The organism is Agrococcus baldri (genome assembly GCA_900114805.1).
Taxonomy (GTDB): domain Bacteria; phylum Actinomycetota; class Actinomycetes; order Actinomycetales; family Microbacteriaceae; genus Agrococcus; species Agrococcus baldri.
Window position 1 is genome coordinate 165,332 of sequence record FOZN01000001.1, and the last position, 22,330, is coordinate 187,661.

The following is a 22,330-nucleotide window of genomic DNA, read 5'->3' on the forward strand; positions in this document are numbered from 1 at the left end:
GCGAGTCTAGAGACTCACCAAGGCTGCTCGACGCTCGGGCCGCCGCCGCCGGGCTCGTCGCCCTCGTCGTACTGGTCCTGCTGCTGCTGCTCCTCCTGCGCCTCCTGGTTCTGCTCCTCGAGCTGATCCTGGGGCGTCTGCTCGCCGCCCTCGCTCTCCCCCTCCCCTTCGCCCTCGCCGTCCTGCGACGACTCGTCCTCGATCTTCTCCTCGATGCGCGGCACCGCGGCCTCGAACTGCGCAGCCGTGTCGGCCTCGCCGGGAAGGGGCGTGTCGATGCAGCCGTCGGGCTGGGCCGCGATGAGCGCGAGCGCCTCGTTGTAGAAGCCGTTGGCCGCCTGCGTGTCCTCCGCCTCGCGCGCCACGTCGCCCTGCTTCTCGATCGCCGTCACGAGCGAGGCGATCATGACGCAGTGCTCGTGCATCTGCGGCGCCGTCGTGGGCTCGCCGTGCAGGGCGATCGCCTCCTCGATCTTGGCGCGGCCCTCTTCGAGCGTGCCCGCCATCGTGAGGTTCACGCCGACCGCGAACGGCGCCTTCCACGGCTCGGTCCAGTTCCAGGCCTCCAGCCCGCGCGCCGCCTCCGCGCCCTGCGAGTAGGCGCGCGACTCGAAGCGGTCGATCGCCGTCTCGCTCAGCACGTTGACGCTGATGAGCTTCGTCGCCAGGATGACGGCGGCCAGCGCGAACGGGATGAGCCCGAGCGTCAGCCACCAGCGCAGCGTGCGGCGCTGGTCGTCGGTGACCACCCGGCGGCGGAAGAGGCGCTTCATCGATTCGCCCCCTTCGGCAGGATGCCGCTGGTGGTGCGCAGCGAGCGGGCGAGGCTGAAGCCCTCCCAGGCGAGCAGCAGCGCGATGGGGATGCCGAAGACCCAGGCGACCTCGAGACGCGCCTCCTCGGTGCGGTCGAGGTTCGCCTCGCCGTCGAGCGCCGCCATCGGGCCCAGGGCATCCTCGAGCGGCAGACCGGACGCCCGGTGCAGGTAGGTGATGCCGAGCTGGTCGGCGATGCCGCGCAGCCTGTCCTCGTCGATGCGGCTGATCGCGTCGCCGCCGGCCGGATCCTGCAGGTACTGCTGCTGCTCGCCGGCGTCGAAGCTCGACACCCGCATGCGGCCGCCCTGCTCGGTGCCGTAGCCCAGCACCAGCCCGCGATCGACCTGACCCGCGAGGTCGTCGAACGACTGCGGCTCCTCCTCGGCCGTGTGCTCGCCGTCGCCGAGGTAGAAGACGACGGCGGGACTGGCCGGATCCTGAGCCTCGCTGCGCTCGAGCTCGGTGCGCAGCAGGTCGTGCGCCGCGGCGACCGAGGTGCCGCGCGACTGCTGGGCGATCTCGGGCCGCAGCGCCCGCACCATCTCGATCACCGCCGAGCCGTCGTCGGTGAGCGGCACGCGCAGGCTCGCCTGGGAGTCGAAGGAGATCACCGAGATGTCGGCACCGGCGAACGAGCGGGCGATCTCGACGACATCCGCCTGCATGCCGGTCAGGCGCGGCTCGGCGCCCCAGTCCTCGGCGGCGACCGACTGCGAGGTGTCGATCATCACGAACACGCGCGCCTGGATGGAGGCGGTCGGCACCTCGCCGCCGGGCAGCGCGGGCCGGAACGCCATCGCGACGGCCAGCAGCACCAGCAGGGCGCGGCGGGTCCAGGCGAGCCGGCGGCCGCGCGCGGCGACCAGCTGCCACAGGCACAGCCCGAGCGCCAGTACGCCGACGACGATGACGACGATGGGGAGCGTGGGGTGGAAGGTGAGCATCACAGGCGCACCCTCGCAGCGACAGCGCAGACGGCGGCGACCACGACCAGCACGACCAGCGGCAGGGCGCCCGGCCGGTCGACCACCTGGATCTGCGGCGGCGTCTCGATGTAGCCGGCCTCGATGGCGTTCACCCGGTCGACGATCTGCGGCACGGTCTGGGCGAAGTCGAGCGGGAAGTAGGCGCCGCCGGTGCCCTCGGCCGTCTCGCGCAGCTCCTGCGAGACCGGGTCGCCGCCCCAGTCGAACGGGTTGATGGCGTACACGCGCACCTCGTGGTCGACGGCGAGCTGCCCCGCCTGCGGCAGCGAGAAGATCTGCTGCCCGTTCACCATGTTGTCGGTGGCGAGGATGATCGAGCGCGGCCGCTCGCTGGCCTCCAGGTCGGCGAAGTCGAGCACGCAGGAGGCGAGCCCGTCGCCCACCAGCGAGGCGCCCAGGCCGCTGGCGGTGCCGGCGAGGTAGTTGAACTGCTCGTCGGGCCCGAGCGTGCCGTTCAGCGCCCGCTCGTAGCGGCCCAGCTGCTCGGCGATGTAGTCGTAGTCGCTCGTGAGCGGGAACGACATGACGCTCGACGCGTCGAAGATGCGCATGCCGATGCGCTCGCCGTCGAGCCCGGCCGCGATCTGCTGGTAGACGCCGAGGATCTCGGCATCCACGTCGACCATCGAGCCGGAGACGTCCAGGCACAGCATGATGTCGCGCTTGTAGTCGTCCTCCTGGTTGGCGTGGATGCCGGAGGGCCGCGCCGCGACCGCGCCGGCGACGAGCGCACCCACGACCGAGGCGAGCAGGGCGCCGCCGATCCACAGCCGGTAGCGCAGCAACGCACCGCGGAACGCGGCGAGCCCGGTCATGCGATCGACGTGCGCGACCGGCAGGCCCCGGTCGCGGCGATGACGCGGCAGCCACAGGCCGAGCACGGCGAGCACCACCGCCACGACGCCCGCGAGGGCGAGCATCCACGGCCACAGCAGCATCACATCCATGTCGCCACCACCTGCCGGGCCGAGGCGATCGCGGCGTCGGGGTCGTGCCTGGCGGCGCGGCGGAACGACGAGGGGTAGTACTGCGAGACGGCGCCCTCGACCGAGGGCAGGTCAGCCTCGCCCAGGTCGCGCAGCGTCATCACCTCTGCCACCACGCCGGTCGACTCGTGGGCGAAGAAGCGCAGCACGAGGCTGAGCCGCTGCGAGAGCTCGCGCGGGTCGAGCTCGCCCGCCTGGTGCTCGGCGACCACCTCGTCGATCATGCCGAGGTACTTCTGCTTCACGCTGCGCACGTCGATCGGCACGGGCGGCGGCGGTGGCGGCGTGAGGATGCCGCGCGGCCGCGTCCACAGCCACGAGAAGGCGTACAGCGCGATCACCAGCAGCAGCGCGCTGGCGCCCAGCACCCACCACGGCCAGTAGCCGAAGGGGCCGTAGGTGTCGGGGGCGGGCAGCATGGCCAGCCCGGCTGCGGCTTCAGCGGCGCGCACGGCGGTGCCTCTCGAGCAGCGTGAACAGCGAGCCGATGGCGGTCTCGGTCGAGGCGATGCGAGCGGATGCGATGCCCAGGGTGCGCAGGCCCGTCTCGAGCCGCTCCCGGCGCTCTGCGCTGGCGCCGTCGAAGGCCTTCCGCAGCCCGCGATCGCGCCGCAGGAAGGCGGGCAGGCCGGCGCCGGTGTCGACGCCGACGAGCTCGCGGTGGTCGCCCGCGCGCGACATCAGGTCGGCGTCGCCGATCGACACCCACAGCACCTCGTGCCTGGCGTGCAGCCGGCCCAGGTGCACGTCGAGGTCGTGCGTGTAGGCCAGGTCGTCGGCGACCACCACGATCAAGGAGCGTCGACGCATCCGCCGCACGGCATGCTCGAGCACCGCCGCCAGGTTCGAGCGCGGGCCCTCGACCGAGATCGCCTCGTCGATGCGCCGCAGCATGCGCTCGAGGTGCGACTCGCTGCCGCCCTCCTGCATGTCCTGCCGCCGCTCCTGGTCGCCCATCAGCAGCGCGACGCGGTCGCCGTGGCGGGTGGCGAGGTAGCCCAGCACGCCGGCGACCAGGATCGCGAGCTCGCGCTTCGACTCCCCCGACTCCGCGATGGCCGCCATGTTGCGGCCGGAGTCCACCACCAGCAGCACGTTGTGCTGGCGCGAGGCGATGTAGCGCTTGACGAGCGGCACGTGGCTGCGCGCGGTCGCCTTCCAGTCGATGTCCTTGACCTCGTCGCCCGGCTGGTACTCGCGCAGGTCGTCGAAGTCGTGGCTGCGGCCGTGGTGGATCGAGGCGTACTCCCCGTCGAGCAGCTCGAGGGTACGGCGATGCGCGTGAATCGACATGGTCGTCTTCACCTTGCGCAGCCGCCGCTGGGTCGTCACGGCGCTACGGGGTCCGCACTGCGCCGAAGATGGCGTCGATGATCTGCTCGCTCGTGACGCCGTCGGCCTCCGCCTCGTAGCCGAGGATCATGCGGTGGCGCAGCACGGCGTGCCGCAGGTCCTTGACGTCCTCCGGGATGACCCAGTCGCGGCCCTGCACGAGCGCGAGCGCGCGCGAGGCCTGCGAGAACGACAGCGAGCCGCGCGGGCTGGCACCGTACTCGATGTAGCCGGCCAGCTGCGCGCCGATGTAGTCCTCCGCGTGCCGCGTCACGTACATGAGCTGCACGACGTAGTTGGTGATCGCCTGGTCGACGTAGACGCGCTTGACGAGCCCCTGCAGGAACCGCACCTCCTCGAGCGAGACGACCGGCTTGTCGTGGTCGTCGTCGAAGACGCCCGCCTCCGCGCGGCGCACGATCTCGGCCTCCTCGGTCGGCGAGGGGTAGGTGAGGATCTCCTTCAGCAGGAAGCGGTCGAGCTGCGCCTCGGGCAGCGTGTAGGTGCCCTCCTGCTCGATCGGGTTCTGGGTCGCGAGCACGAGGAACGGCGAGGGCAGCGGGAAGGTCTCGCCGCCGATGGAGGTCTGCCGCTCCTGCATCGCCTCGAGCATCGCCGACTGCGTCTTGGCGCTCGAGCGGTTGATCTCGTCGAGCAGCACGAAGTTGGCGTGCACCGGGCCCAGCTGGGTGCGGAACTCGCCCGAGTGCTGGTTGTAGATCTGCGTGCCGACGATGTCGCTGGGCAGCAGGTCGGGCGTGCACTGGATGCGGTGGAACGAGGCCGAGACCGCGCGCGCGAGCGTCGCCGCGGCGGTCGTCTTCGCCAGGCCCGGCACCGACTCCATCAGCACGTGGCCGCCGGTCAGCAGCGCGACCAGCAGCGAGCGCAGCAGCTGGTGCTGGCCGACGACGGTCGACTGGAAGGCCTGCTCGATCGAGCGGATGATCGTCTTGGCCCGCTCGAGCTCCTCGGGCGTGATCGGATCCCTGCCGGGCACTGCTTGGGTCACGCGTCGCTCCTCGCGGTCGGTCGCCGCGGCCGCTGCCGGGCATGCTCTGACGGGCTCTCGCCCCGGTCACGGTATCTGCTCACGCGATCAGCACTCTGGAGATTGCGTGAGCGGATGCGGTGTGCCGCTCATGCGGCACGGTCACGCACGCGCGTGGCCAGGATGGCCGCGACCACCAGCGCCGCGATCACCGGCAGCATCGCGAGGTTCAGCCCGGCGTAGCCGACCACGCCCAGGATCGGGCCGGCAGCGGCCCCGGCGGCGGCCGCGCACAGCCCCATCACGAGATCCGATCGGCCCTGCAGCGCCGGGCGCAGCGGCAGCTCGACCGCTGCGGCGACCAGCGTCGACCCGGCGACGGTCGCGGCGCTCCAGCCCAGACCCAGCAGCGCCAGCCCGATGGGCGCGAGGCTGGCGGGCAGGGCGAGGTTCGCCGCGATCGCGAGCAGCAGGATGACGGCGCCGGTGAGCACGGTCGCGCGGGCGCCGACGCGGTCGGTGAGCCACCCGAACAGCGGCGAGAGCGCGTACATGCCGGCGGTGTGCGCGCTCATCGTGAAGCCGATGACGCCCAGGTGCTGGCCGGCGTGGTCGAGGTGCACGGGGGTGAGCGCCATGACGCCGACCATCGTCGAATGGGCGGCAGCGACCGCGATCACGGCGGCGAGGGCACGCGGATGCGCGCGCAGGCGCAGGCGCGGCCGCTCGGTCTGCGGGGGCAGGCCGACGCGGCTCTCCAGCAGCGGATCCGGTCGCAGCAGCACCCACAGGACGGCGGCGGTGATCGCCATCGCGACGGCCGAGATGACGTATGCGCCGACCAGGTGCGGCAGCCCGAGCGCCAGCCCGAGCGCATCGCCGGGGCCGATGAGGTTCGGGCCGATGACCACGCCGATGGTCGTCATCCACACGACGAGCGACAGGTCGCGGCCGCGATGGCGGGGCGTGGAGAGATCGGTCGCGGCGAAGCGCGACTGGAGGTTCACGGCCATCGCGCCGCCGAGCACGAAGAAGCCCGGCAGCACGAGCAGCGGCGAGTCGAGCGAACCGCCGACGGCGAGGATCACGGCGCCGGCGAGCGCCAGCAGCGTGCCGGTCGTCAGCGCGATGCGGCGGCCGCGCCGCTGCGCCAGTCGCGCCAGCGGCACCGCGAGCCCGGCGCCGCCCAGCGTCAGCAGCGTGGCGGCGAGGCCGGCGAGCTCCGCGCGACCGGTGACCTGCTCGACCAGCAGCGAGCCGACGCCGAGCGCGACGCCGTTGGAGAGGCCGCCGAGCGCCTGCGCGACCGAGAGCACCACGAGCGTGCGGCCCTGCGCGGGGTGCGGCCGATCCGCGGCCGCCTCGGGCTGCAGCCCGACGCTCAGCGCGGTCTCGTCTGCAGCCCCGTCGGGAGCGGGCTGGGCGCGCGGTGGTTCACCCGGCGACTGGCTCATGTCAGACCGTGACGACCTCGGCCTCGCCGGCCGGCAGGCCCTGCTCGTCGGCGATGCGGCGCGCCTCCTCGATCAGGGTGGCGACGATGTCGGCCTCCGGCACGGTCTTGACGACCTCGCCCTTGATGAAGATCTGCCCCTTGCCGTTGCCCGAGGCGACCCCGAGGTCGGCCTCGCGGGCCTCGCCGGGACCGTTGACGACGCATCCCATCACGGCGACGCGCAGCGGGATCTGCACATCCTTGAGGCCCTCGGTGACGTCCTCCGCGAGCGTGTAGACGTCGACCTGCGCGCGGCCGCACGACGGGCAGGAGACGATCTCGAGCTTCTTCTCGCGCAGCCCCAGCGACTGCAGGATCTGCATGCCCACCTTGATCTCCTCGACCGGCGGGGCCGAGAGCGAGACGCGGATGGTGTCGCCGATGCCCTCGGCGAGCAGGATGCCGAACGCGGTCGCCGACTTGATCGTGCCCTGGAAGGCCGGGCCCGCCTCGGTCACGCCCAGGTGCAGCGGCCAGTCGCCGCGCTCGGCGAGCTGCCGGTAGGTCTTCACCATCACCACCGGGTCGTGGTGCTTGACCGAGATCTTGAAGTCGTGGAAGTCGTGCTCCTCGAACAGGCTCGCCTCCCAGACCGCCGACTCGACGAGCGCCTCGGGGGTGGCCTTGCCGTACTTCTGGAGCAGGCGCGGGTCGAGGCTGCCGGCGTTGACGCCGATGCGCAGGCTCGTGCCGGCGTCCTTCGCGGCCTTGGCGATCTCGCCGACCTTGTCGTCGAACTTGCGGATGTTGCCCGGGTTGACGCGCACGGCGGCGCAGCCGGCGTCGATGGCCTGGAAGACGTACTTCGGCTGGAAGTGGATGTCGGCGATCACCGGGATCTGGCTCTTCTTCGCGATGATGTGGAGCACATCGGCGTCGTCCTGGCTCGGCACCGCGACGCGCACGATGTCGCAGCCGGTGGCGGTGAGCTCGGCGATCTGCTGCAGCGTCGCGTTGATGTCGGTGGTCTTGGTCGTGGTCATCGACTGCACCGAGACCGGCGCGTCGCCGCCGACGAGCACCTTGCCGACCTTGATCTGCCGGCTCTTGCGGCGGGGCGCGAGCGTGAGCGACTCGGGCTTGCCGAGGTTGATGGCTGCCATGGCATCAAGACTACGCGCCGCGGCGATGAGCGCGGACGCGGCCTGGCAGGATCGACGGGTGATCACCGCAGCGGCAGACGGCTCCTCCCTCGGCAACCCCGGCCCCACCGGCTGGGCCTGGTACATCGACGAGGCCCGCTGGGCCGCCGGCGGCCAGCGCCAGGGCACGAACAACATCGGTGAGCTCTCGGCCGTCATCGACCTGCTGCAGCAGTCCGGCGGCGTCGACGAGCTGCACATCCTGTGCGACAGCCAGTACGTCATCAAGGCGATCACGCAGTGGATGCCGGGCTGGAAGCGCAAGGGCTGGAAGAAGGCCGACGGCAAGCCGGTGATGAACGTCGAGCTCATGCAGGAGCTCGACCGGCTCATGACCGAGCGCCGGGCTGCGGGCGGCGTCGTGACGTTCGAGTGGGTGAAGGGCCACGCGGGTCACGAGCTCAACGAGGCCGCCGACCGGCTCGCGAACGGCGCGGCCGCCGCCTACCAGCGGGGCAAGGTGCCGGATGCGGGACCCGGGTTCGGCGGCGTCACGAGCGCGGCTGCGCCGGCGCCCGCGCCCGCCGCGCCCGTGCACTCCCCCGATCTCTTCGACGGCTTCGACTTCCTCACCGACGCGCCTGCGGAGGCGGAGGTCGTGCGGCTCGAGCGCTCGCTGCTGAGCGATGAGGTGCGTGCCGACCCGGCCTCGGTCGCGGCGCTGCTGCACCCTGAGTGGGAGGAGATCGGCGTCTCCGGCCGGCGCTGGAGCCGCGACGAGCTGCTCGCCGAGATCGCGCCGCTGCCCTCGCCGGTCGAGCTCGAGCTGCTCGCCACCCACGAGCTCGGCGACGACACGCTGCTCATCCTCTGGCGCTCGGCCGGCGACGAGCCGGCGCTGCGCAGCAGCCTCTGGGTGCGCACCGGCGGCCGCTGGCGCCAGCGCTTCCACCAGGGCACCCGCGAGCAGTAGCCGCCCGAGCGGTCGCGCCTCCCCCGCGGCGATCTCGCGCCGTGGAAGGCCACCCGCAGGTCGCGAGCAGAGGAGATGTCTCCGGGAGAGGACGATTTCTCCTCGGCTGGCGCCGGATCCCGAATCTCTCCTCCGCTCGAGACGCGCAGGCGCGCGCTACCCGCCGAAGACGCTGATCGGCTTGACGATGTCGGCGTAGATCAGCAGCGCGCTCATGACGCCGAGCACCGCGGTCACCGCGAGGGTCACCGGCACCCACTTGGCCGTGTCCAGCGGTGTTGCGACCTTCCCGCGCAGCTTCGCCCATCCGCGCCGCACCGCATCGACGATCGCGCCCAGCACGTGGCCGCCGTCGAGCGGCATGAGCGGGATGAGGTTGAACACGAACAGCGCTACGTTGAGGCTCGCGATCAGCTGCACCATGGCGCTGATCCGCTCGAGCACGGGCACCTGGTCGAGCGCCGCGATCTCGCCCGCCATGCGGCCGACGCCGACGACCGACATCGGTCCGTTCGGGTCGCGCTCCCCCGGTCCGAACGCGGCCTCCGCCACGTCGACGAGCCGCTGCGGCAGGGTGATGATGAGCTCGCCCACCCGCACGACGTTGTCGCCGACGGCGGGCAGCACGGCGCTGACAGGCTGCTGCTCGACCTCGTAGCGCGGGCCGATGCCGACGAAGCCGACGGTCTCGGTGAGCGGCTCGCCGTCCACCTCGACCATCTGGCCGGCGTCGTCGAAGACGTAGCGCTCGCTCGGCAGCGGGGCGACCTCGAGCGTCATCTCCGCCCCGTCGCGCTCGACGACGAACGGCACGCGCTCGCCGCCGAGCTCGCGGATCGCGCCCTGGATGTCGTCCCAGCGGTCGATCGGCTGGCCGGCGATCGAGACGATCCGGTCGCCCGGCTCGATGCCCGCCTCTGCGGCCGGCGCGAGCGGGTCGCTCGCCTCGCAGTCGGTGCGGTCGGCGGATGCGGCGATGACGCACTCCGAGACGCTCGCGATCGTGGTCGAGGGCACGGCGATGCCGAAGCCGCACAGCACGACGCCGTAGGCGACGATGGCGATCAGCAGGTTCATGGTCGGGCCGCCGAGCATGATCACGATGCGCTTCCAGGTGGCCAGGCGCCAGAACGCCCGCTCCTCCTCGCCCTCGTGGATCGTGTCGGCGCTCGAGTCACGCGCATCCTGCACGAGCGTGTCGAGGAAGCCCGTGGACGCATCCCGCGACTCACCGCCTGGCCGCAGCGGCGGGAACATGCCCGACATGGAGATGTAGCCGCCGAGCGGGATCCACTTCATGCCGTACTCGGTCTCGCCCCTGCGGAACGAGAAGATGGTCGGCCCGAAGCCGATCATCCACTGGCCGACGCGCACGCCGAAGAGCTTCGCGGGCCACAGGTGCCCGAGCTCGTGCAGGCCGATCGAGACGGCCAGGCCGACGACGACGACGAGCACGCCCACGATGTAGAGGAGGACGGCTTCCATCGAGCGTCAAGGCTAGTGCCATAGGCAATGTGCCTACGCTGGCGAGCATGTCCGGCAGCCCAGCATCGCGTCGCGCAGCTGCGCGCCGTCCCGCCACGCCGCGCGGCGGCACCCGTCGCGGCCGCGCGGGCACCGGTGCAGGTGCGCGCCGGCCCGTCGCCGAGCGCGTGCCCGCCTCGCGGCTCGACGGCCGGGCGATCGTGCTGGGCGCGATCGGACTGCTGCTGGTGGTGCTGCTCGCCTGGGCGATCACCCGCCCCGCGCCCGATCCGGTCGCGCAGACGGCGCGCGTCGAGGGCGAGCTGCCGCGCTCGGTCGCCGGCTGGAGCGGTGGGCAGCTGGCGAACGCCGCCATCGTCGTGCAGGCGGGCCGCGACCTGGGGCTCTCAGAGCGCGACGTGCGGATCGGCGTGATGACGGCGATGGGCGAGTCGAGCCTGCGGGTGGTCGACCACGGCGACGACGCCGGCCCCGACTCGCGCGGCCTCTTCCAGCAGCGCACCGGCTGGGGCGACTACGAGATCCGAATGGATGCGTACGGCTCGGCCGTGCTCTTCTACCGGGCGCTCGCGAAGCTCGAGGGCCGCGAGCAGCTGGCCCCGACGCGCGTCGCGCACGGGGTGCAGATCAACCTCGACCCCGATCACTACGCGCGCTGGTGGGACGACGCGGGCGCCGTGGTGGCGGCGATCGACGACGCGGACGTCGAGGTGGTGGTGCTCCCCCGCTAGCGGTTCACGCCGGCGGCCTCGTCGGCGGCGCGGCGCGCCCAGCGCTCGGCGGCGAGCACCGTCTCGAGCGTCAGCTCCCCCGGCTCGTGCTGCTCGAGCACCCGCTCGATGGTGGGGATGATGTCGAGGAAGCCGATCTCGCCCAGGTGGAAGGCCGTGACCGCCTGCTCGTTCGCGGCGTTGAACACCGCGGGGAACGTCGAGCCCGCCCGGCCGACGCGCTTCGCGAGCGCCACGGCGGGGAAGGCCTCCTCGTCGAGCGGCTCGAACTCCCAGCTCGACGCGGTCGTCCAGTCGAGCGGCGTGCCCACCTCTGCGATGCGGTGCGGCCAGTCGAGCCCGAGCGAGAGCGGCAGCCGCATGTCGGGTGGCGAGGCCTGCACGATCGTCGAGCCATCGATGAACTCGACCATCGAGTGCACGATCGACTGCGGGTGCACGGTCACGTCGATGCGCTCGAGCGGCACGTCGAACAGCAGGTGGGCCTCGATCACCTCGAGGCCCTTGTTGACCATCGTGGCCGAGTTGGTCGTGACCATCGGCCCCATGTCCCACGTGGGGTGCGCGAGCGCATCCGCCGGTGACACATCCGCCATCCGCTGGCGGCTCCAGCCCCGGAAGGGTCCACCGGATGCGGTGAGCACGAGCCTGCGCACCTCGGCGTGGTCTCCGGCGCGCAGGCACTGCGCGATGGCCGAGTGCTCAGAGTCCACCGGCACGATCTGGCCGGGCTGCGCGCGCGCCATGACCAGGTCGCCGCCGGCGATGAGCGATTCCTTGTTGGCGAGCGCAAGGGTGCGGCCGGCATCGATCGCGGCGAGCGTGGGCGCGAGCCCGACCGAGCCGGTGATGCCGTTGACCACGACGTCGGCCTCGACCGACTCGATCATGGTGACTGCCGCATCCGCCCCCAGTGCCGCCTCGCCGCCGAACTCGGCCTGCTGGGCGTCGAGGCCCGCCCGATCGCTGCCGGCGATGAGGCCGACGACCTCGAAGCGGTTCGGGTTGGCGCGGATGACGTCGAGCGTCTGCACGCCGATCGAGCCGGTGGAGCCGAGCAGGATGACGCGGCGGCGCTGGCCCGTGCTGCTGGAGGGGCTCATGCCGCGCCGCCGTCCCCATCGGGCCCGCCCGCGACGACCTCGCCGGCGACCAGGATGGTCGGCTCGTGCAGCACCGGGAAGGCGACGGATGCGGCGATGAAGCAGTCCTCGGACGCGTGCCCGTGCGCGTCCAGCGCGTCCTCGGCCTGGGACGCATCCGTGATCGTCACCACCGGGCGCAGCAGCGCGCTCGTGAAGCGGCCGCCGGTGCCTGCGGTCTCCATCGTCGCGGTCGCCTGGTCGCGGTAGGCGGTGACGACGATGCCGCGGCTGGCGGCCTGGTGCAGGTAGCTGAGCATGTGGCACTGCGCGAGCGCCGTCAGCAGCAGCTGCTCGGGGTTGTGGCGCTTCGCGTCACCGCGGAAGGTCTTGTCGCTCGAGCCCAGGATGTCGGGCAGCCCGTCGATGCGCACGACGTGATCGCGCGTGTAGGAGCGGTAGGTGGCGGTGCCCTGATCGCCCGCTCCGGTCCACTCGACCTCGACGGCATAGGCGTGCTGCATAGGCATGCCGCCACCCTATGCCGAGGCCCTCGTGGCGCTTCCAGCATCGGCGGGCCGTGATGGGCGGATCACCAGTGCCGACCGGCTGTCCTGACCATGCCGCTCAGCGTAGGATCGGCGGCATGACCGACATCGCCGCGCCTGCGCTCTCCCGCTCCATCGTCACCGAGATCCCCGGCCCGAACAGCCGCGCCCTGCTGGAGCGCAAGGAGCGCGTCGTCGCGAAGGCGGTGCCGCACCAGCTGCCCGTGTTCATCGAGTCGGCGCACGACGCGATCATCACCGACGTCGACGGCAACCGGTTCATCGACCTCGGCTGCGGCATCGGCGTCACGACCATCGGTCACACCAACGACAAGGTGGTGGCCGCGGTGCGCGAGCAGGTGGGCAAGCTCACGCACTCGCTGTTCGGCACCACGCCCTATGAGCCCTACGTGCGGGTCGCCGAGTACCTCGCGGCGCACACCCCGGGCGACCACGCCAAGAAGTCGTTCTTCGTGAACTCAGGCTCGGAGGCTGTCGAGAACGGCGTGAAGATCGCGCGCAAGTACACCGGCCGCCGCGCCGTCGCCGTCGTCGAGCACGGCTACCACGGCCGCACGAACCTGACGATGACCATGAACTACAAGCCGATGCCGTACGCATCCGGCATGGGCCCGCTCGCCTCTGACATCTTCCACGCGCCGGGCTCCTACCCGCTGCAGGACGGGCTGACGGGCGCTGAGGCCGCCGAGCGCACCCAGTACTACCTCGAGAAGCACGTGGGCGTCGAGGACCTCTCGTGCCTCGTGATCGAGCCCATCCAGGGCGAGGGCGGGTTCATCGTGCCCGCTGACGGCTACCTGCCCGCCATGCAGGAGTGGTGCACCGCAAACGGCGTCGTCATGATCGCCGATGAGGTGCAGTCCGGCATCTGCCGCACCGGCGCGACCTTCGCCTCCGAGCACTTCGACTGGGTGCCCGACCTGGTGCTCTCGGCCAAGGGCATCGCCGGCGGCCTGCCGCTGGCCGGTGTCACCGGCCGCGCCGAGATCATGGACAGCGTGCATGTCGGCGGCCTGGGCGGCACCTTCGGCGGCAACCCGATCGCGTGCGCCGCCGCGGTGGCGATCTTCGAGCAGCTCGAGGCCGACGACCTGAACGGCGAGGCGCAGCGCATCGAGCGCGTGATGCGGCCGCTGCTGGACCAGCTGGCCGAGCAGCACCCCGAGATCATCGAGGTGCGCGGCAAGGGCGCGATGCTGGCGATCGAGTTCATCGACCCGGAATCGGGCGCACCGATCCCGACCGCTCCGATCTCGGCGGCAGCCGGGCTCGACGGCGTGCTCGTGCTGACCGCCGGCACCGACTACAACGTGCTGCGCTTCCTGCCGAGCCTCGCGATCACCGACGACCAGATCCGCGAGGCGATCGATGTGATCGGCCGCGCGATCGCGTCGAGCCTGAGCGCCAAGTGATGCGGATCGGGGTCCCCCGCGAGACGAAGGCAGACGAAGCGCGGGTCGCCCTTACGGCGACCGGCGCGACCGAGCTCGTCGCCCGCGGCCACGAGGTGCTGGTGGAGACCGGCGCCGGCGCCGGCAGCGGCTTCCCGGATACCGCCTACGAGGAGGCCGGTGCGCGCATCGTCGCGACCGCGGCCGAGGCGTGGGCGGCCGAGCTGGTGCTGAAGGTCAAGGAGCCGATCCCGGCCGAGTACGGCTTCCTGCGCGAGGACCTGACGCTGTTCGCCTACCTGCACCTGGCGGCGGAGCCGGTGCTGGCGCAGGCGCTGCTCGACGCGGGCACGACGGCGATCGCCTACGAGACGGTGCGCGCGCCCGACGGCTCGCTGCCGATGCTCGCCCCCATGAGCGAGGTCGCCGGCCGGCTCTCGGTCGTGCAGGGCGCCTCCCTGCTGACCGCCCCCGCCGGCGGTGCCGGGCTGCTGCTGGGCGGCGTGCCCGGCACCCGTACGGGCCACACGGTCGTGGTCGGCGGCGGCGTCGCCGGCACGGCCGCGGTCGAGATGGCCGTGGGCCTCGGCTCGCGCGTGACGGTGCTCGACGTCTCGCTCCCCCGCCTGCGGCAGTTCGACACCATCTACGGCGGCCGCGTGCAGACGCTGCACTCGAACCGCGTCACCGTCTCGGAGTCGGTGCGCGACGCCGACCTGGTGATCGGCTCGGTGCTGATCCCCGGCGCGAAGGCGCCGAAGCTCGTCACCACCGAGATGGTCCAGGCCATGCGGCCCGGTTCCGTGCTGGTCGACATCGCGATCGACCAGGGCGGCTGCTTCGCCGACTCGCGGCCGACGACCCACCAGCAGCCGACCTTCCGCGTGCACGACACCGTCTTCGCATGCGTCACGAACCTGCCGGGCGCGGTGCCGCGCACCTCGACCGAGGCGCTCACCAACGCCACGCTGCACGCGACCACGCGGCTGGCCGATCTCGGCTGGCGGGGGGCGCTGCAGGCGGATGCGGGACTGGCGGCCGGGCTGAACACCACCGGCGGGCAGGTGGCCAATGCCGCGGTCGCGTCGGCGCTCGACACTCAGGCGACGCCGCTCGCCTCGCTGCTGGGGTAGCGCAGCCGCTCGAAGCGGCCGCCGTCGAGCACCCAGGCCGGTGCCGAGCGCATCGGCGGCGGCGGCGGCGCGTGCCGCAGCACCTGTCGCAGCTGCCGCTCGTCCACCCCGAGCACCAGCACCGGCCGCTCGGCGCGCAGCCGGTCGAGCTCGCCCCACGCCGCCTCCCACTCGCCGACCGAGCCGAGCACGAGCTCGGGGGCGGCACCCGTGGCGGGCCCCGCTGCGTCGCCGCCGGCGGCACCCTGCCCCGGCTTCGCCGAGCGCGCCGCCAGGTCGAGCGCGGCGAGCGCGGCCGGCAGCTGCGCACCCGGGCCGAGCACCGCGGCGATCGGGCCCTCCGGCAGCGGCACCGCGCGGGGCGCGCGCCTGGCCGCCGGGCCCTCGGGCAGCGCGAGCTGGATGCGCTCGTCGTCGAGCCAGCCCGCGCCGGGCGGCAGCGCGCCGTCGTGCAGATGCCCGGCGCCGCCGGCCACGATGTGCTCCTGCCTGCTCGCGATGCGCAGCAGGATGCGCAGCTCGGCCAGCGGCGCGATCTGCCCCATCGCGGTCGAGACCCGGCGCGCGGTGAGCGCCACCGGCGACCCCTCCCGCATGCGGCGGGCGAGGGTCTGCGCGACGCTCGACTGCTGCTCGTCGCTGAGGCGAGCCAGCTGCAGGTCGAGGTCGTCGACCACCAGCGGGCCGGGCTCGTGCAGCGCATCCCAGAGGGCGTCCTCGCGGTCGACGACGCTCGTGCCGAGCTGGCCGGCGAGCAGCTCGGCGAGGCTCGTGCGGCCGCTCGCCGCTCCCCCGACCACCAGTAGCGCGCCGTCGGTCCGCGGCCGCCACAGCACCGGCGCGACCAGCTGCTCTGCGGGTCGGTCGACGAGGCCCAGCCGGATTCCCGCGGGCGCGGTGTCCGTGCGCGCGGCGTCCGAGCGCACGGCGTCCGAGCGCACGGCGTCCGAGCGCACGGCGTCCGACTGCCCACCCGTGCCGACCCTCCCGGCTGCCGCGGCGCGGATCGCCGCGTCGACGGCCGCCAGCGGCAACGAGGCCGGCAGCGGCTCGCGCCAGGGCCGCGGGGCGCGCGGCTGCTCGGCGGCCGCAGCGACCAGCGCGGCCAGGTGCGCGGGCCCGGCCAGCGCCGCCTGCGCCGTGCGGGTGGCCCCGCCGCTGACCCGCACGACGCAGCGACCGCGTGCCGCCAGCGGGATCGACGCGGCCGAGGCGTCACCGGTGACGGCGACCGCGTCGTGCTCGTCGGTGACGCGCAGCGAGATGCGGATGCCGCAGTTGGCCAGCAGCGAGTCGCGCACCGCCTCTGCAGGCCGCTGCGTGCAGAGCACCAGGTGCACGCCGAGCGAGCGGCCGCGGGCGGCGAGATCGACGAAGAGCCGGTGCAGGTCGGGCAGCTCGGCGAGCATGGCGGCGAACTCGTCGACCACGATCACCAGCCGCGGCATGCCCACGGCCTCCTCGATCGATCGCGCGCCCTGCTCGGCCAGCAGCCGCTCGCGGCGGCGCAGCTCGGCCTTCAGGCTCTCGATCGCGCGCACCGCGCCCGCCTGGTCGAGATCGGTCATCACGCCGACGCAGTGCGCCAGGCCCAGCAGCGGCGCGAAGGAGGCGCCGCCCTTGAAGTCGACCAGGAGGAACGAGACCTCCGCGGTCGAGCGCCCGGCGGCCATCGCCGCCACCCAGGCGATCAGCAGCTCGCTCTTGCCAGAGCCCGTCGTGCCGCCGACCACCGCGTGCGGGCCATCGCGCACGAGGTCGAGCTCGATCGGCGCCTCGTCGGCGAGGAAGACCGCGGCGAGCCCGCCCTCGGCCACCGGCAGCGTCTCGAGCTCGACATGGGCGGGCAGGCCGCCCGCCAGCCGGATGCCGGCGTGCGCGGCTGCCGCAGCCAGGGTCTCGACCGCCGCCAGCGCCTCGCGCTCGGCGATCGCCGCGGGGGTGCAGGTGCGCTCGCCGACGCGCGCCGCATCGAGCGAGGCGTGCACGACGATGCGGCACTCGCGCGGCAGCTGCGAGGCGTGCTCGGCCACCGCGATCGTCACCTCCACACCGTCGCCCACCAGGCGCACGCTCGAGCCCGGCTCGCGGTGGATCGGATGCGGCAGCTGCGCCAGCCAGTCCCAGGCCGGGTCGGCTGGGACGATCGCCTCCGCGGCGTCGGGTGGCACCGCATCCGCCGCCTGCACGACCGCCGAGCGCGCGAGTGCGAGGGCGATGAGCGGCGGACCGACGATGCCGATCCCCTCGCGCGCGTCGACCACGAGCGGGCCCTCGACGACCGCCGCCGCCGAGCGCAGCCGCTCGGCCTGCTCGGCGGCACCCAGCCTGCGCACCGCCGGCTCGGTCGCCGGCACCTCGCCCTCGACGGCGATGCCGGAGGCCAGCGGCCCCGTGCCCAGCACCACCGGCACCGCAGCGCCGGGCTCCCGCCGCCACCGGTGCGGATCATGGGAGGGACGGGCGGCCACGGCCCGCGGCCCCGGGTGCGCGGCGGCGAGCTCGGCCCGCTGCTCGTCGAGCGCCGTGTCGATCCGGTTCGCGACCTCGGCGATCTCGGCCCTCCAGCGCGCCGCCTCCCGCGCGCGCCGTCGCTTGCGATTGCGGCGGCCGTCGCCCATGCTCGCCACCGCGATCACCGGTCCGAGGATGGCGAAGACCAGCACCGTGGGCGTCTGCAGCAGCAGCCACATGGCGCCGGCGCCCAGCACCGGCGCCAGGCTCGCCAGCAGCGGGAACGGCGCGGGCTCGGGGTCTGCGGGCGGGCGCGGCAGGTCGATGCGGGTCGGCATGGCGGCAGGATGCGCCAGCGGCGCGCGCGTGCGCGGCGGGCGACGGCGCGCCTGTGGAGAGCGCCGCGGCAGCCATCGCCGGCGGCGGGCCCATCGGGAGCGCCGCGGCAGCCACGGCCGGCGGCGGGCCCATCGGGAGCGCTGCGGCCGCGCTCGCTAGCGCCGCACGAGCGAGGCGGGGTTCAGCCGAGTCAGGAGCGGCTGCAGCCATCCCTGACCGGCGTCGCGCGCGTCGAGCACCGCGCGGCCCAGCATCCACGTCGCGTCGACCTCGGGCTCGCTGGGCGGGTCGGCCGCGAACACGGCGCGGTCCACGCGGTGCGCGAGCTCGCGCATGCGCGCGTCGGCGGCCGCCTGCTCGAGGCGCGTGCCGCCGGGCGGCAGCGTCTCGCCGCGGTCGCGGAGCCCGTCGACCACCTCGGCCCACGCGCCCTCCGCCCGATCGCGCGGCTCCTCGGCGCTCCGTCGCCGCCGGCGGCGCACGACCTTCGCCACCACCAGCCCGACCGGGATCGCGGCGACGAGCGCCAGCAGACCGAGCACCGCGGCACTGGCGGCGAGCACCTGCAGCAGCCGCGCCATGCCGTCGTCGGTGTCCTGCGGCGCGCTGGGTGCCGCGGCGTCACCGCCCTCGGTCTGCCCGCCGGGGGCCGGTGCGGGCGCCTGCTGCATCGGCGGCTCCTCGACGGTCGTCGGCGAGCCCTGCTCCTGCTCGGGGATCGGTCGCGGCTCCGGCGTCACGTCGAGCCCCACCCAGCCGGCCTCCGTCCGCACCTCGATCCACGCATCCGCATCGGCGCCGACGACGCCGGTCGGCTGGCCGGACGCGATGCCCTCGGGCGTGAAGCCGACGACCACCCGCGCGTCGAAGCCCAGCTGCCGCGCCAGCAGCATGGCGGCGGTGGCGTACTGCTCGGCGTCGCCGATCATCGGCTCGGCGAACATCTCCTCGAGCCGCTCGAGCGAGTGCCCGGGGCGCGAGGGCGCCTCGTCGGCCTCCACGCCATGGCTGACGTAGCCGTCGGCGCGCAGCCCCTCGAGCATCGCGGCGAGCCGCTCGCTGGGCGTCGCCGCCTCGCCCGTCCACGCCGCGAGCCGGCCGAGCATGGCGTCGGGCAGCGACTGCGAGCCCTGCCGGGGGTCGGCGGGCTCGAGCGCGGCCACGGCCTCCGGCGCGACCATCGGGTGGCCGGGCTCGGAGAGCATCTGGTAGCCGTCGCCGGGCGCGATGCCGAGCTCCAAGAAGTAGGTGCCGAGCGCGTCGTTGCGGTGCAGCCCGGCGGCGAGCCGCTCGGCGCGGTCGCCCACGAAGCGGATCGCGGAGGGGCTGCCCACCACCGGCAGCCACGGGGTGGTCAGCGCGTCGACCGTGACGCCGATCACGCGGCCGTCGCCCGGCTCGGCGATCGGCACGCGCTCGAACGCCGAGCGGCCGATGCCCAGCACCTCGCCGTCGTAGCTCTCCAGCACGGCCATGCGGATGCGGTCACCCGGCTCGAGACCGGTGACCGTCAGCTGGGCGGCGTCACGGCTCTCGGGCGACCAGAAGGAGCGGTAGGCGGCCAGCGGCGAGGTGCCCTGGAGATCGATCGACGAGGGGCTGTCGCCGCGCAGCACCGTGCGGTCGGGCAGCGGGACGACCGCACCCGCCGCGCCGGCGGCGCCCACCGCGAGCACCGCGACCACCGCACCGGCGCCGACCCGGCGCGCGAGCGACGAGAGCGCGCGGGGAGCCCTGCGGCGGCGGCGCGCCTGCCGCACGATGGCGACGTACCCGGCGATCGGCACGATCGAGGCCAGCCCCGTCAGCCACGGGTTGGGCAGCTCGTGCGGACCCCACAGGATCGACCAGGCCGCGATGGCGGCCGGCACGAGCGCCGCGGTCTCCGCCCGCTTCGAGCGGAGCGCGAGCGACACGCCGATGATCGTGCCGGCGAGCACCAGGACGACCGGTGCCATGAGCAGCGAGTCGCCGGTGCCGACCGGCAGGCCGATGGTCAGCAGGCGGCGCCAGGCGAGCACCACCGCGGCGGCGGCGTCCGGCAGGGCCGGCAGCCACTCCCCGCGAGGGATGCGCTGGGGCGCGGTGAGCGGCACGGCGAGCAGGGCGAGCGCGGCGAGGCCGGTGAGGATGATCGTGATCGACGACCAGTGGCGCACGGTGCCCAGCCACGCGATCGCGGCGCCGACGAGCAGCACGACGGCCAGCGCCACCACCAGCTGCAGCGTGCCGAAGATCCACCACATGGGCACGCAGGCGGCACCGATGGCCAGCAGCAGCATCGCGACGGCGGGGGCGCGCTGGATCATCGCTGCCTCGACTGCCCGATGCCGCGCGAGAGATCCTCGATGGCGCCGACGGTGACGACATCGGCGTCGCCGAGCCGCGAGCGGGACGGCAGCGCTCCCACCGCGGCGCGCACGACCACCGAGACGACGCCGGCGGGCATGCCGTTGGCCGCCGTGCGGAGCGTGCGAGGCGGGACGGTGGAGCCGGTGATGAGCCAGGCGAGGCTGCCGGGCGCCGCTCGCCGGGAGGCGCGAGCGGCCGCGGCGATGCCGAGGGGCTGCTGCGGCTGGAGCACGGCGAGGGCATCGAGCAGCCGATCGCGCGTCGCCGCGTCGATGGCGTGCGCCTCGCCGCGCTCGCCGCGCGGGCTCTCGACGATGCGCAGGGCGCGGCGGTCGGCCATCGCCGCCAGTCCCAGGGTGCCGACCAGCGAGAGCGCGAGCTCGAAGTCGTCGCCGTCGTACTCGCGCGGGTCGGTGGAGAGCACGATCAGGGTGTCGGCGCGCCTGGACGGCTCGAACTGCCGCACCAGCAGCGTGCCCAGCCGGGCGCTCGAGCGCCAGTGCACCAGCCGGCGGTCGTCGCCCGGCGCGTACTCGCGCAGGCTGTGGAAGGAGACGTCGTCGGCGGTGCGCTCGGCGGCCGCCTCGCCGTCGAGGTCGCGCACGATGCCGCCCGCGCCGCCCGGCAGCCGCACCACGCGCGGGTGCACGACGAGCGTGCGGGAGTCGGTCAGGCGGTGGCGCCGCTCGAGCACGCCGAAGGGGTCGGTGCGGATGATGGTGGCGGGGCCGATGGTGCGCAGGCCGCGCCGGGAGGTGTCCAGCGGCACCGAGCGCACCACTCTCCCGCCGACCTCGATCGGCGGAATCTCCAGCACCACCTCGTCCTCGCCCACGACGAGGTCGACCTGATTGGGCGTCGCCGCCCGGGTCGGCCGCGACACCTCCACCAGCGCGAGCGCATCGGCCCCGACCGGCACCCGCTCGGCGCTCAGGCCGATGCGGGCCCGCGCCCAGCGCTCGCCCACGATCCACGGGATGGCGCCCAGCAGCAGCACCGCGGCCGCCACGGCCGCGACCAGCGCCTCCGTCCAACCCAGCGTGCGCGCCAGCACGAGCCCGAGCACGACCACCGCGACCAGCGACCAGCCCCACGGGCTGAGCGTGCGCGTGACGGCGTCGAGTGCGCGCATCGCGGTGCCCGGTCTCAGCGCCTGGGCGGCGCCACGGTCAGCATCAGCTGCTGCACGATGCTCTCGGGGCGCACGTCATCGAACTCGGCCTCGGGCTGCAGCACCAGCCGGTGCGCGAGGGCAGGCACCGTGAGCGCCTTGACGTCGTCGGGCGTGACGTAGTCGCGGCCGTGGATCGCCGCCCACGCGCGCGACGTGCGCACGAGCGCGAGCGCGCCGCGCACCGAGACGCCCAGCCGCACCTCGTCCGCCTCCCGGGTGGCGTCGACCAGGCGGGCGACGTAGTCGACGATCGACGCCTCGACGTGCACCTTGCGGATCCGGGCCGCCATCGCCTGGATGAGCCGCGCATCCGCCACCGGCTTGATCTCGTCGGGCGAGACCTCTTCGCCCGAATCGGTGAGGATGCGCAGCGTCGAGGCGTGGTCGGGGTAGCCGATGGACGCCTTGAGGGCGAAGCGGTCGAGCTGGGCCTCTGGCAGCTGGTAGGTGCCGGCGTGCTCGATGGGGTTCTGCGTCGCGATCACCATGAACGGATGCGGCACCGGGTGCGCGATGCCGTCGACCGTGACGTGACCCTCCTGCATCACCTCCAGCAGCGCCGACTGCGTCTTCGGGCTCGCGCGGTTGATCTCGTCGGCGAGCACCACGTTGGCGAAGACCGGGCCCGGGCGGTACTCGAACTCGCCGCGCCCCTGGCTCCAGACGCTCACGCCGGTGATGTCGCCGGGCAGCAGGTCGGGCGTGAACTGGATGCGGCTGGCGGTGCCGTCGATGGTGGCCGCGAGCGCGCGGGCGAGCGAGGTCTTGCCGGTGCCGGGGTTGTCCTCGATCAGCAGATGGCCGTGGCTGAGCATGGCCGTGAGCGAGAGCTGCACCGCGAGGGGCTTGCCCACCAGCACCCGCTCGACGCGCTCGACGACGTGCTCTGCCAGCTCCTGGATGCTCGCGACATCGACCTCCACGGGCGACTCCCTTCGGTCGATGGTCATGGCCTGC

The 22,330-nt window shown here is 73.6% G+C and carries 19 protein-coding genes; 4 read left to right on the forward strand and 15 right to left on the reverse strand.

Annotated features, from left to right (window positions below):
- Window positions 1–14 precede the first annotated feature (14 nt).
- The 8 genes from BM288_RS00780 to ispG all read right to left on the reverse strand — a co-directional run bounded on the left by BM288_RS00780 (window position 15) and on the right by ispG (window position 7,711).
- Complete coding sequence (locus BM288_RS00780; protein ID WP_092914935.1) at window positions 15–773, reverse strand: hypothetical protein; 759 nt, start codon at window positions 771–773, stop codon at window positions 15–17.
- Window positions 770–1,762: a VWA domain-containing protein gene (locus tag BM288_RS00785; protein ID WP_318255318.1), complete on the reverse strand. Its 993-nt coding sequence runs from the start codon at window positions 1,760–1,762 to the stop codon at window positions 770–772. Before BM288_RS00785 ends, BM288_RS00780 begins: the two co-directional genes overlap by 4 nt.
- A complete protein-coding gene (locus BM288_RS00790) occupies window positions 1,762–2,751 on the reverse strand; it encodes a vWA domain-containing protein (protein ID WP_143102961.1) in 990 nt (329 codons plus the stop codon). Before BM288_RS00790 ends, BM288_RS00785 begins: the two co-directional genes overlap by 1 nt.
- Window positions 2,742–3,242 carry a hypothetical protein gene (locus BM288_RS00795; RefSeq protein WP_092914941.1) on the reverse strand — a complete coding sequence of 167 codons (501 nt, stop codon included), beginning with the start codon at window positions 3,240–3,242 and terminating at the stop codon, window positions 2,742–2,744. Before BM288_RS00795 ends, BM288_RS00790 begins: the two co-directional genes overlap by 10 nt.
- Window positions 3,229–4,122: a DUF58 domain-containing protein gene (locus tag BM288_RS00800; protein WP_092914943.1), complete on the reverse strand. Its 894-nt coding sequence runs from the start codon at window positions 4,120–4,122 to the stop codon at window positions 3,229–3,231. The genes BM288_RS00795 and BM288_RS00800 overlap by 14 nt, the downstream gene beginning before the upstream one ends.
- Before the next feature lie 4 nt (window positions 4,123–4,126).
- Window positions 4,127–5,134: an AAA family ATPase gene (locus BM288_RS00805; protein ID WP_092914945.1), complete on the reverse strand. Its 1,008-nt coding sequence runs from the start codon at window positions 5,132–5,134 to the stop codon at window positions 4,127–4,129.
- A gap of 128 nt (window positions 5,135–5,262) precedes the next feature.
- The gene (locus BM288_RS00810; RefSeq protein ID WP_092914947.1) at window positions 5,263–6,567 is read right to left on the reverse strand and encodes an MFS transporter; all 1,305 of its coding nucleotides are present in this window, start codon (window positions 6,565–6,567) and stop codon (window positions 5,263–5,265) included.
- Between the two features lies 1 nt (window position 6,568).
- On the reverse strand, window positions 6,569–7,711 hold the full coding sequence (gene ispG, locus BM288_RS00815) for a flavodoxin-dependent (E)-4-hydroxy-3-methylbut-2-enyl-diphosphate synthase (RefSeq protein WP_092914949.1): 1,143 nt from the start codon (window positions 7,709–7,711) through the stop codon (window positions 6,569–6,571).
- 58 nt (window positions 7,712–7,769) lie between these two features.
- Between ispG and BM288_RS00820 the strand changes: the two genes are divergently transcribed.
- Entirely contained in the window at window positions 7,770–8,663 is an 894-nt protein-coding gene (locus BM288_RS00820) for a ribonuclease HI family protein (RefSeq protein ID WP_318255253.1), read from the forward strand.
- A 156-nt stretch (window positions 8,664–8,819) separates the two neighbouring features.
- Here the strand turns inward: BM288_RS00820 and BM288_RS00825 are convergent, their stop codons facing one another.
- A complete protein-coding gene (locus BM288_RS00825; protein ID WP_092914953.1) occupies window positions 8,820–10,148 on the reverse strand; it encodes a M50 family metallopeptidase in 1,329 nt (442 codons plus the stop codon).
- A gap of 47 nt (window positions 10,149–10,195) precedes the next feature.
- Here BM288_RS00825 and BM288_RS00830 point away from each other — a divergent pair, with 47 nt between their 5' ends.
- Window positions 10,196–10,879, forward strand: a complete 684-nt coding sequence (locus BM288_RS00830; protein ID WP_092914955.1) for a hypothetical protein — start codon at window positions 10,196–10,198, stop codon at window positions 10,877–10,879.
- Here the strand turns inward: BM288_RS00830 and dxr are convergent.
- The gene (dxr, locus tag BM288_RS00835; RefSeq protein WP_092914957.1) at window positions 10,876–11,982 is read right to left on the reverse strand and encodes a 1-deoxy-D-xylulose-5-phosphate reductoisomerase; all 1,107 of its coding nucleotides are present in this window, start codon (window positions 11,980–11,982) and stop codon (window positions 10,876–10,878) included. The two genes, BM288_RS00830 and dxr, sit on opposite strands and share 4 nt — an antisense overlap.
- The gene (locus BM288_RS00840; RefSeq protein WP_092914959.1) at window positions 11,979–12,491 is read right to left on the reverse strand and encodes an OsmC family protein; all 513 of its coding nucleotides are present in this window, start codon (window positions 12,489–12,491) and stop codon (window positions 11,979–11,981) included. The genes dxr and BM288_RS00840 overlap by 4 nt, the downstream gene beginning before the upstream one ends.
- A 116-nt stretch (window positions 12,492–12,607) precedes the next feature.
- Here BM288_RS00840 and BM288_RS00845 point away from each other — a divergent pair, with 116 nt between their 5' ends.
- Both BM288_RS00845 and ald read left to right on the forward strand, forming a co-directional pair.
- Window positions 12,608–13,942 carry an aminotransferase class III-fold pyridoxal phosphate-dependent enzyme gene (locus BM288_RS00845; protein ID WP_177220183.1) on the forward strand — a complete coding sequence of 445 codons (1,335 nt, stop codon included), beginning with the start codon at window positions 12,608–12,610 and terminating at the stop codon, window positions 13,940–13,942.
- Window positions 13,942–15,054, forward strand: coding sequence for an alanine dehydrogenase (gene ald, locus BM288_RS00850; protein WP_092916121.1), 1,113 nt, complete (start codon window positions 13,942–13,944; stop codon window positions 15,052–15,054). The genes BM288_RS00845 and ald overlap by 1 nt, the downstream gene beginning before the upstream one ends.
- Here ald and BM288_RS00855 read toward each other — a convergent pair.
- The 4 genes from BM288_RS00855 to BM288_RS00870 form a co-directional block, all read right to left on the reverse strand.
- Window positions 15,021–17,846 carry an FtsK/SpoIIIE domain-containing protein gene (locus BM288_RS00855; RefSeq protein WP_092914963.1) on the reverse strand — a complete coding sequence of 942 codons (2,826 nt, stop codon included), beginning with the start codon at window positions 17,844–17,846 and terminating at the stop codon, window positions 15,021–15,023. The genes ald and BM288_RS00855 overlap by 34 nt on opposite strands.
- Window positions 17,847–18,002: 156 nt before the next feature.
- Window positions 18,003–20,156 (reverse strand): transglutaminase-like domain-containing protein, encoded by a 2,154-nt coding sequence (locus BM288_RS00860; protein ID WP_092914965.1) that lies wholly within the window; start codon window positions 20,154–20,156, stop codon window positions 18,003–18,005.
- Complete coding sequence (locus BM288_RS00865; protein WP_092914967.1) at window positions 20,153–21,331, reverse strand: DUF58 domain-containing protein; 1,179 nt, start codon at window positions 21,329–21,331, stop codon at window positions 20,153–20,155. Before BM288_RS00865 ends, BM288_RS00860 begins: the two co-directional genes overlap by 4 nt.
- A 14-nt stretch (window positions 21,332–21,345) precedes the next feature.
- Window positions 21,346–22,323: an AAA family ATPase gene (locus BM288_RS00870; protein ID WP_092914969.1), complete on the reverse strand. Its 978-nt coding sequence runs from the start codon at window positions 22,321–22,323 to the stop codon at window positions 21,346–21,348.
- Window positions 22,324–22,330: the final 7 nt, after the last annotated feature.

Bases quoted from the DNA above. Each gene is read 5' to 3' on its own strand.
- BM288_RS00780 (WP_092914935.1), bottom strand. From the start codon at position 773: ATGAAGCGCCTCTTCCGCCGCCGGGTGGTCACCGACGACCAGCGCCGC.
- BM288_RS00785 (WP_318255318.1), bottom strand. From the start codon at position 1,762: ATGCTCACCTTCCACCCCACGCTCCCCATCGTCGTCATCGTCGTCGGC.
- BM288_RS00790 (WP_143102961.1), bottom strand. From the start codon at position 2,751: ATGGATGTGATGCTGCTGTGGCCGTGGATGCTCGCCCTCGCGGGCGTC.
- BM288_RS00810 (WP_092914947.1), bottom strand. From the start codon at position 6,567: ATGAGCCAGTCGCCGGGTGAACCACCGCGCGCCCAGCCCGCTCCCGAC.
- ispG (WP_092914949.1), bottom strand. From the start codon at position 7,711: ATGGCAGCCATCAACCTCGGCAAGCCCGAGTCGCTCACGCTCGCGCCC.
- BM288_RS00825 (WP_092914953.1), bottom strand. From the start codon at position 10,148: ATGGAAGCCGTCCTCCTCTACATCGTGGGCGTGCTCGTCGTCGTCGTC.
- BM288_RS00830 (WP_092914955.1), top strand. From the start codon at position 10,196: ATGTCCGGCAGCCCAGCATCGCGTCGCGCAGCTGCGCGCCGTCCCGCC.
- dxr (WP_092914957.1), bottom strand. From the start codon at position 11,982: ATGAGCCCCTCCAGCAGCACGGGCCAGCGCCGCCGCGTCATCCTGCTC.
- BM288_RS00840 (WP_092914959.1), bottom strand. From the start codon at position 12,491: ATGCCTATGCAGCACGCCTATGCCGTCGAGGTCGAGTGGACCGGAGCG.
- BM288_RS00845 (WP_177220183.1), top strand. From the start codon at position 12,608: ATGACCGACATCGCCGCGCCTGCGCTCTCCCGCTCCATCGTCACCGAG.
- ald (WP_092916121.1), top strand. From the start codon at position 13,942: ATGCGGATCGGGGTCCCCCGCGAGACGAAGGCAGACGAAGCGCGGGTC.
- BM288_RS00855 (WP_092914963.1), bottom strand. From the start codon at position 17,846: ATGCCGACCCGCATCGACCTGCCGCGCCCGCCCGCAGACCCCGAGCCC.
- BM288_RS00860 (WP_092914965.1), bottom strand. From the start codon at position 20,156: ATGATCCAGCGCGCCCCCGCCGTCGCGATGCTGCTGCTGGCCATCGGT.
- BM288_RS00865 (WP_092914967.1), bottom strand. From the start codon at position 21,331: ATGCGCGCACTCGACGCCGTCACGCGCACGCTCAGCCCGTGGGGCTGG.
- BM288_RS00870 (WP_092914969.1), bottom strand. From the start codon at position 22,323: ATGACCATCGACCGAAGGGAGTCGCCCGTGGAGGTCGATGTCGCGAGC.